The 8,859-nt window shown below is 66.4% G+C and carries 7 protein-coding genes; 2 read left to right on the top strand and 5 right to left on the bottom strand.

The annotated features are described in order from the left end of the window. Positions 1–93 precede the first annotated feature (93 nt). The gene (locus D769_RS19125) at positions 94–1,686 is read left to right on the top strand and encodes a 3'-5' exonuclease family protein (RefSeq protein ID WP_008648380.1); all 1,593 of its coding nucleotides are present in this window, start codon (positions 94–96) and stop codon (positions 1,684–1,686) included. 112 nt (positions 1,687–1,798) lie between these two features. Then, the gene (locus tag D769_RS19120; protein ID WP_040011137.1) at positions 1,799–2,227 is read left to right on the top strand and encodes a hypothetical protein; all 429 of its coding nucleotides are present in this window, start codon (positions 1,799–1,801) and stop codon (positions 2,225–2,227) included. A gap of 53 nt (positions 2,228–2,280) precedes the next feature. On the opposite strand, the gene D769_RS19115 is transcribed toward D769_RS19120, so the two are convergent. From D769_RS19115 to D769_RS19095, 5 genes are all read right to left on the bottom strand, one after another. Further along, complete coding sequence (locus D769_RS19115) at positions 2,281–3,258, bottom strand: tripartite tricarboxylate transporter substrate binding protein (protein WP_008648377.1); 978 nt, start codon at positions 3,256–3,258, stop codon at positions 2,281–2,283. Beyond that, positions 3,255–4,571, bottom strand: a complete 1,317-nt coding sequence (locus D769_RS19110; RefSeq protein WP_008648376.1) for a DUF1254 domain-containing protein — start codon at positions 4,569–4,571, stop codon at positions 3,255–3,257. The genes D769_RS19115 and D769_RS19110 overlap by 4 nt, the downstream gene beginning before the upstream one ends. 37 nt (positions 4,572–4,608) lie before the next feature. Beyond that, positions 4,609–5,922 carry a DUF1254 domain-containing protein gene (locus D769_RS19105; protein ID WP_008648375.1) on the bottom strand — a complete coding sequence of 438 codons (1,314 nt, stop codon included), beginning with the start codon at positions 5,920–5,922 and terminating at the stop codon, positions 4,609–4,611. A gap of 27 nt (positions 5,923–5,949) precedes the next feature. After that, positions 5,950–6,936 carry a tripartite tricarboxylate transporter substrate binding protein gene (locus D769_RS19100; RefSeq protein ID WP_008648374.1) on the bottom strand — a complete coding sequence of 329 codons (987 nt, stop codon included), beginning with the start codon at positions 6,934–6,936 and terminating at the stop codon, positions 5,950–5,952. A gap of 42 nt (positions 6,937–6,978) precedes the next feature. Beyond that, a partial coding sequence (locus D769_RS19095; RefSeq protein ID WP_008648372.1) for an acetate--CoA ligase family protein occupies positions 6,979–8,859 on the bottom strand: 1,881 nt, incomplete at its 5' end.

The raw sequence follows: 8,859 nt of genomic DNA, 5'->3' as shown, positions 1-8,859 counted from the left end.
GTTTCGTGTTGCGAGGGGGCGAATATTAGATGACCCCACCGCGGAAGGCAAGGGGTTTCGTAAAAGAATTTTCCTATCTATTAGAATCGCCGCATGACCCTCCAAGAACCGCCCACCTACCTTCCAGAGAAGCTGGCCAGCCGCGAGCCCGGTATGCTCGATGCGCAGGCGCTTGCTGCCGCGCTTGCCCGGCCAATTGTATTTGTCGATCTGGAAACAACCGGGGCGGACGCGCAGCGAGACCGCATCACCGAAATCGGTGTGGTCGAAGTCGGCCCCGACGGCATTCAGGAATGGGACACGCTGGTCGATCCCCTGACCAGCATCCCACCGTTCGTACAGGGACTGACCGGCATCACCGACGATATGGTCCGCGGCCAGCCCACCTTTGCATTGATTGCCGAAGCCCTGGCCGAGAAGCTGCAAGGCCGCCTGTTCGTCGCCCACAATGCGCGCTTCGACTATGGGTTCCTGAAGAACGAGTTCCGCCGCGCTGGCGTGACCTTCCGTGCGGACGTACTTTGCACGCTTCGTCTGTCCCGGTCGCTCTTTCCGTCCGTCGAGCGCCATGGCCTGGATGCCCTGATCGCCCGCTTCGGCCTGACGCCGAAGGGTCGGCACCGAGCGCTAGCCGATGCCGAGCTGCTGTGGCAGTTCTGGCAGAAGATTCACGAGATCTATTCGGTCGACCTGGTCGAATCCGCCGTGACGTCGCTGGTCAAGCACGCCAGCCTGCCAGCAGGCCTGGAAGAAACTGCATTGGACGATGTACCGGATCGCCCGGGCGTCTATCTCTTCTATGGCGACGACGACGTGCCGCTCTACGTCGGCAAGAGCATCCATCTGCGCCAGCGCATTCGCGCCCACTTCGCCGGGGATCACAGCAACGCCAGGGAGATGCGGCTGGCCCGCTCCGTGCGCCGCGTAGAGTGGCGCGAGACCGGAGGAGAAATCGGCGCCCTGCTGAGCGAGGCGCATCTGGTCAAGACACTGCGCCCGCTGCACAACCACCTGCTGCGCCAGAACACCGAGCTATTCTCGTGGGAGATGGTCGACGGGCTGCCTGCGCCGCGCCTGCGTTCGGATCGGCACGTCGATTTCAGTCGACACGCCGCACTATATGGTGCATTTCCGAGCCGGGCCGCCGCGCAAGCGCGCCTGCGATCGCTGGCGGATGAACACCAGCTTTGCCTGGCGACACTGATGCTCGAAGGCACCACCCGCCGGGGCAGCCCTTGTTTCGCGCGGCAGTTGCACCGATGCGCGGGCGCCTGCACCGGGGATGAATCCCAGATGGCCCATCGGGAACGCACCGTGGAAGCAATGGCTTCCATGGCCATCCAGCGCTGGCCGTTTGCAGGAGCGATTGCCTGGCGTGAAGCTTCCGGCGATTGCTTCCCCTGGCACATCATCGAAGACTGGTGCTACCTGGGCTCGGCCCCCACGCTCGAGGACGCCGCCCGGCAGCTGGCCGCGCCGGCCCGCTTCGACATCGACACCTACCAGATCCTGGCCCCGCGCATAGAAGAACTGAAGGCCAGCGCCGTACCCCTGGTATCTACACGCGAGTTCGTGCTGACGCCTCCGGTCCTCCCGGAACCCAGAGCGGCCCGCGTGCCTCGCACGGCGGGAAAGCGCATGGCAAACGCCTCGGAGCACAGTCAGACGCCGGGGCTCTTCAGCTAAAACAGCCAAACGGGCTGGCGAACGGTGCGGCAGCACGCATAAATGCACTGGCAGCCGGCGCCTGGCTCGCCTAGTCTCCGAGGGAAGGACTGCCGCCCCTGATGGAGTCGCCATGCCTGCACCATCCCGACGTTCCCCTGCCCGCGCCGGCATGATCGCTGCTGCCGCGATCGCGCTGACCACTGCCTGCGCCAATCTGGAGGCGGGCACCATGCAACGGATCTTCGATTCCTGGAAAGGGGCGCCGGTCGAGCAAGCCAAGGCGCAGTGGGGGCCGCCACAGACCGTACAGGCCGCGCCGGACGGCACGGCCTATGTCTGGACCGATGAAATGCCCACCGCCCACCCACCGGGCAGCGGTCCGCGCGACGCGCAGCTCGAGCCGCCCCCCACGGTTGCGTATTGCCAGCGCAAGCTCATCGCCGGGGCGGATGGCAAGATCAGCCGTGGCGAGTGGAGCGGGAGTGCCTGTTGTGCCCAGACTCTGATAGGTCAGTGTGCTGGACTGGCAAGGAAGCCCTCCGCTACGAGCAACAGCTGACCGGCCGTCAACGCATCAGAGCACGATCTGGATCCCAGTAGGCGCCACCCGCCTCACTCGAGCACGAGCCCCCGCGTGCGCACCAGCGTGCCCCACTTCTTCACCTCGCTATCAATAAATGCGGCGAAATCGGCGCTGCTACCCGGTTCGGGTTGCAGGCCGAGCGCGAGGAGCTTCTGCCTGACCTGCGCGTCACTCAATGCCTGACTGGCATCCTGATTGAGTTGTCGCACGATGGGCGCGGGCGTGCCTGCCGGCGCGACGATGCCGAACCAGCCGTAGCCAACCACGCCCGGCACGCCCTGCTCCGCGAAGGTGGGCGCATCCTGATAGACCGGCGTGCGCTGTTCCGCCGCCACCGCGATCACGCGCAGCTTGCCCGCCTGGATAAAGGGCAGCGCCGTGGTGATGGCGGTCAGCGTTGCGTCGACGCGCCCGGCCAGCAGTTCGGTGTAGGCCGTCGCATCGCCCCGGTAGTGCACGTTCACCACCTTGAACCCGGCTTGCGATGCGAACAGTTCCGCCGTCAGGTGCGGCCCCGAGCCGATACCCGGCGATGCGAAGTTCACCCCGTCGGGCTTCTGTTTCGCCACCTTTACAAAATCCGCCACGGTCTTCACCGGCGAGTTCGCGTTGACGATCAGGAAAACCGGCCCTAGCACGCGCGGGCCCACGGCAACGAAATCCTTGTGGATATTGAAACGTTGCGACAAGCCTGCGCCGGTATTGATCGCGAACGGTGCGGCCGCCCACAGCAGCGTGTAGCCATCCGCCGCCGCGTGGGCCACGGATTCGCTCGCCACGCGCGTGCCGGCGCCCGGCTTGTTCTCGACCACCACCTGCTGGCCATACTTGCGGCTCAATACCTCGGCCAGGATTCGCGCCGACGTATCGTTCGATCCGCCCGGCCCGTAGGGCGACACAAAGCGCACCGCCTTGCTCGGATAGGCGTTCCCGAAGGCTGACGGCACCAGACCAGCCAGCGCCATCGCGCCGAGCAGGCGCCGGCGAGTCAATTGCGTAGGGTTCATGCTGGCACCTCCATGCGCTGGATGGCGGGGTAGCGATAGGTTCGGTTCAGGTGCGAGGGCTGCGGCACGTACAACCGCAGCGCGACGTAGAACGGTCCGGCCGGCGCGGGCAGCCAGTTGCCCCGCAGCGCTTCGTCACGCGGTGGCATTGCGGAAAGGTAGAGGCTCAGGCTGCCGTCCGCACCACGGGTCAGCGATGGCGAGCGATCGCCCAGCGAGTACCGCGAGATGTCGTTCGGCACCAGCATGCAATCGCCTTTGTCGTACATTGTCAGGGACCAGAATGCGCCGACATCGGGCAGATTGTCGGCGGCGAAATCGAGCCGGTACGCGTGACGGCCGTCGAGCGGTTCGCCGTCGCCACCACGGTCGGCCATGACATACATGGCCTCCTGCACGCCCAACGCGCCGATGTAGTTCCTGGCCACCAGTGCCCGCTGCAGGTAATTGCTACCGAAGGACTCACGCACATCCACCGACATTGCCCAACCGCCGCCCATGTCCGACGGCTGCGGCTTGGCAAGATCCGCCAGCACGCCACGCAGGGCGGCGTCGAGCAGGTCGATCTGCTGCGGCGTCGGCACGATGCCATGGCCAATGCCAACCTCTGCAAAGGCTGCGATCTCGGCGGCCTCCGCACCCAGCGGCGGGTTTTCTCCCACCACGCGATTCACCACCTCGGCAAAGCGTCGCGCGTCGCCCAGATGCTCCTCGGGTTGCATCGCAACGTCGAATGCGAACGCCGCCAGCGAGCCGTCCAGTTGCCGCAGCGCGATGGCATCCTGCAGCGCGTGCACCACGGGCAGGTCGGCTTCGCCGTCCACGAGCAGACGGCCGATCATCCAGATCGCATTCGTCGGACATGCCACAGCCTGCATCCCCGCTGGTACCGTGCCGTGCCAGTCCGGCCCGTGCAACAGGAAGCGACCCGCGCTCGTGCCAGTCGTGCGGCTGCCGATGTAGCCAAACGGATTTGTATAGAAATCGAGCAGCCCCAGCACGTAGTAGCGCCCGTTGAAATCCGGCACTTCCAGCACCACCGGGCCGCGCGACAAATCGATCCATGCATTGGTGTAGAGCGTGTCGTTGTTCGGCGTCACCACTTGTCGGTGCTGCGGGCCAAGCAACTGGCGGGGGCGAATCACGTGGTTGACCCAGCGTAGCGTCGATTCGGGCCCGTCTCCGGCGAACCTTCCAGTGTGATCGCGTCGCGGGCAGGTGGCGGCGCGCATGCGTGCCATCTCGTAGAGCGGCAGCGTGTGGATCACGGCATCGCGCGCGCGTTGCTGTGCGGTGTTCTCTTGTTGCGTCATGTCTCGTTGTCTCCTGTCGTTCCAATAATGTGCTTGCTCAGCCGACGCGGCGCACGGCAGGAATCGTGTACTGCCCGGCCCGGAACGCTTCGGAAGGATGGTAGAGGCGCAGGATCAGATAGAAGTGGCTCGACGGCGCGGGCAGCCAGTTTGCGTCTTCCGCCGGTCGGGCATGGCCGATGGGGATCACCAGCGTGCCGTCCGGGTCCTTGCGCAGCCCAGGCGTGCGATCGCCCACGGCGTAGCGCCCCAGTTCATTGGCCGTGAAGAACCGGTCCTCGCCATAGAGCGAGACAGACCAGAATGCATCGGCCGGCGGCAGCATGCCAGGCGGGAAGCGCAGTTCGTATGCATGGTTGCCGTGTAGCCGTTCGCCATCGGCATCAAAATCGGCCATGGCGTACACCGCTTCATCGGCGCGCAAGGCGCCCAGCCCTTTCATCGCCGTGCAGGCGCGCAGCAGCCAGTCATCGCCATACGTACCCAGTCGCAGGCTGTAGCCCCACGCCTTGTGCCCCTGGCTGCGGGTATGCGCTTCGATCAGCACCATCGCTTGCGCGTACGCGCTGCGCAGGCCGTTGACGATCGATGGGCGCATCGAGCCAACGTCCAGATCATCCTCGAGGCGCAGCCCGACCTTGCGCAGCAACGTGAACAGCCCCAGTTCCTGCTGCGTGGGCGGGAAATCACGCATGGCGCGGTAGAGATTCTGGAAGAAGTCGATGGCTTCGTCGTCGCTCTCCTGCCACTGGGCCACGCTCGGCGGCTGCGCCGGGCCCGCGCTCTTCACCATCTGGAAGCCCTGTTCGAACGCATAGGCACGCGCGAGGTCATCGGCGCCGGTCACGAGGACCCGCCCGATGATCCAGACGAGCGATGTCGGCGACTCCACGGTCTGTCCGCCGCTGCCGCGCTGGCCGGGGCCGACGATCTCGATATCGGCGCCCTCCTTTGGTACGTTGCGCGGCCCAAGGTTGGCGAAGTTGTTCGTGTGCGCATCCAGCAGTTCGATCACGTAATAGCGGTCCGCGTCCGGCAATGCGGGCACGCGAATCGTTGCCGGACCATCTGCCAGGTTCAGCCAGCCGCAGAAGTACAGCAGGTCATTGGCCGGTGTGACGATGTCCCTGTCCTCGTGGGTCCATTGCCGTGCGCTGGCGGAGAGCATGTTCATCGGGGCGCGGCCATAGCGCGTGGGCGCATCGACAGAAGTCTGCAGGCGGCAGGTGCGCAGCGTTTCGATCAGCGGATAGCCATAGATCACCAGCGGCAACGCCGCGGCGGCAACCATGGCCTCCTGCGGGCTGGTGTGGACGGGCGCGGGGAACATCGGGGAAGCAGGATGGTTCATGGGGTTCTCACGGTTGAACGTTCTGGATCATTCGAGCGCGGCGCCACTCGACTTCACAAGTGCTGCCCAGGTGCGGGTGTCTTCGCGCATCTGGTTGGTGAACTGCGCGCGGGAAACCGGCGCGTAGCGCATGCCGAGGCTGGCGATCTGCGCCTGCAGCCCGCTGTCCTGCATGGCTTCCTGCATTGCGCGGTCGAGCTGTTCGACAATCGGCGCCGGCGTGCGGGACGGCGCGAACAACGCGAACCAGCTGTCGAGCCGAAACCCGACGCCGCTCTCGGCAAACGTAGGTACATCGGGCAATGCCACCGAGCGCTCCGACCCAGACACGGCCAGCGCCCGCACCTTGCCGCTGCGGATCAGCGGCAAGGTGCCCGCCAGGTCCGACATCGCCACGGGCAGCGTCCCGCCCATGACATCGGTCAGCATCGGCGCCACGCCCTTGTACGGGATATGGCGCAGATGGATGCCAGCGGACACGTTCAGGCTTTCACCCGCCAGATGGCCACCGGAACCCTGCCCCCAGGACCCGTAGGTCAGATCGGCGTTAGGCTGCTTCGCCATGGCGATCAGCGCGCGCAGGTCATGGGCAGGGAAGCTCGGATTCGCCACCAGCACGTTGCCGCCAATCGCGATACGGCCGATCGGCACGAAATCGCGCAACGGGTCATACGGCAGCTTGGGGAAGATCGACGGCGCAATGGCGTGCGTGGCGGAAATCCCGAGCACGAGCGTGTAACCGTCCGGTGCGGCGCGTGCCACTTGGGCCGTGCCGATCGTGCCCGTGGCGCCCACCACGTTCTCCACCACGACCGTGGTCTTGAGCGTGTTGGACAATCGCGCCGCCAGCATCCGGCCGATCACATCAGTGCCGCCACCCGCGGGGAATGGCACCACGAGCCGGATGGGCCTGTCGGGATAGGCGCGTGCAGCATTGGCGGCGCCGGTCGTCATGCACACGCCCGTTAGCACCAGCGTCATGCCGAGCAGCGCCCTGCGAAGCTTCGATCGCATAACCTGTCTCCTGTATTTGTTATGAGTGGTTGTCTGTGTCGATCAGCGCAGCGTAATCACCGCATCGGCTGCAACCAGCCCGTCCGCGCTCACGATGAACGGATTGATTTCCAGTGTGTCCAGCCGCTCGCCGATGGCATCCGCGGCACGCGACACGTTCACGATGACATCGGCCACCGCATCGAGATCGAGCGGCGGATGCCCCCGATGGCCGGCGCACAACGCGGCGGCGCGACTCTGCGTCAGCATGGCCCGCGCGCGTTCGCGTGAAACGGGTGCCAGTCCGAAGGACATCTGGCGGAAGATCTCGACGGCCGTGCCGCCGATACCGGCCAGCGCAACCAGCCCGAACACCGGGTCGCGCCGCACGCCAACCATGATTTCGCCCCAGCCGCGCACCATGCGGGCAACCAGCGCGCCATCGAACCTTGCCGTGCCGGCAGCGCGACGGACGCGCTCGAACGCGGCACGCACCGCGTCGGCGTCAGACAGGTTGAGCACCACCCCGCCCACATCGCTCTTGTGCAAGATGTCGGGCGAGCAAAGCTTCACCACTACCGGATAGCCGATCGACTCCGCCACACGTACCGCTTCGTCGGCATCGCGAGCCAGACCGTGCGGTGCCACGGGAACGCCAGCCTGCAACAACAGTGCCATCGCGTCGGCTTCAGACAGCGCCTTTGCGTCGGCTGGCAGTTCGGGCACGGACGGCAGCTGCGCCGGGGCGGTCGGGGATTGCGCGGTTTCGGTCATCGCGGCAGCCCTGGCAAGCGCGGCCACAGCCTCGATGGTGTGCGCCGGCTCGCGGAACACCAGGCAGCCGCGCGCCTCGAGCCATGCGCGCTTGTCGTCGGAGATCACGCCGGCAATCATCAGCGGCGCGGCTTGCGGATCGTTCGCCAGATCATCAACGGTTTGCTCCAGCAAGCTCCACACCCTCGGCGCGTTCCCGCCACCGGCCAGGAATGCCGCCACGCTGCCATATGCGCCGCTGCGCGCCACACCTGCCAGCGCGTCAGCAAGCACTTCTGGCTGCGCGACGACCTGTCCGGTCACGTCGATTGGATTCGAGGTGCTGGCAAACGGCACAGCCTCGCGCAGCGCCGCGGCTGCGGCATCGGGCATCGGTGGCAGGGGCAGCCCTTGCGACTCGGCGCTATCCGCCATCATGATGCCAACGCCACCAGAAACGGTCACGATCGCCACCGGCGCCACGGCGTCCGCCGGCATGCCCGTGGGCGAATGCCAGCGTGCCGGCCGCCTGCCTCGCGCCAGCGTGTAGCCAAGGCGAAAGAATGCTTCCAGCGTATGCGCGCGATGCACGCCGTATTCGTCGAACACAGCCTGGTACACGGCGTCCTCGCCGGCCAGGCTGGCCGTATGCGATTGCGCGGCGCTGGCACCGGCGGCCGTGGTACCGACCTTGGCGATCACCACCGGCTTGCCCGCCGCGCGGGCCGCCGCCAGTGCCTGACGCAGGCGCATCCCGTCGCGCGCGCCCTCGATATAGGCCAGGATCACCTGCGTCTGTGGATCATGCGCGAGCCATTCGATGACGTCAGCCACCTGCAGCCCCGCCTCGTTGCCCGTGGTGACCCAGTGGCTCAAACCCAGGCCCGCCTCGCGTGCCAGCGCGAATGCGTAGGCACCGAACGCACCGCTCTGACTGACAAGCCCCACGCCGCCAACGGGCGGCACGCCTGTCAGTGGAATCGGCGAGAACGTGGCGAACATGCGCTCGCCGAGGTTCATCGCGCCCAGGCAGTTCGGCCCGAGGAGCTGCACCCCATGCGTCTTAGCCTGCGTGGCCAGCGCGTGCTGCAACCCGCTGCCGTTGGCGACCTCGGCAAAGCCCGAGGTAAAGACCACCGCGGCACGCGTTCCCGCGCGGCCGAGCTGCGCCATCACGTCGGGCGCGGCCGG

The sequence above is a fragment of the Cupriavidus sp. HMR-1 genome (assembly GCF_000319775.1).
Lineage (GTDB): Bacteria > Pseudomonadota > Gammaproteobacteria > Burkholderiales > Burkholderiaceae > Cupriavidus > Cupriavidus metallidurans.
The sequence above is the reverse complement of the archived record's forward strand: the minus strand, read 5'-3'. Positions and strand labels throughout refer to the sequence as shown.

Coding starts and splice junctions, on each gene's coding strand:
- D769_RS19125 (WP_008648380.1), top strand. CDS start 94: ATGACCCTCCAAGAACCGCCCACCTACCTTCCAGAGAAGCTGGCCAGC.
- D769_RS19100 (WP_008648374.1), bottom strand. CDS start 6,936: ATGCGATCGAAGCTTCGCAGGGCGCTGCTCGGCATGACGCTGGTGCTA.
- D769_RS19110 (WP_008648376.1), bottom strand. CDS start 4,571: ATGACGCAACAAGAGAACACCGCACAGCAACGCGCGCGCGATGCCGTG.
- D769_RS19120 (WP_040011137.1), top strand. CDS start 1,799: ATGCCTGCACCATCCCGACGTTCCCCTGCCCGCGCCGGCATGATCGCT.
- D769_RS19115 (WP_008648377.1), bottom strand. CDS start 3,258: ATGAACCCTACGCAATTGACTCGCCGGCGCCTGCTCGGCGCGATGGCG.
- D769_RS19105 (WP_008648375.1), bottom strand. CDS start 5,922: ATGAACCATCCTGCTTCCCCGATGTTCCCCGCGCCCGTCCACACCAGC.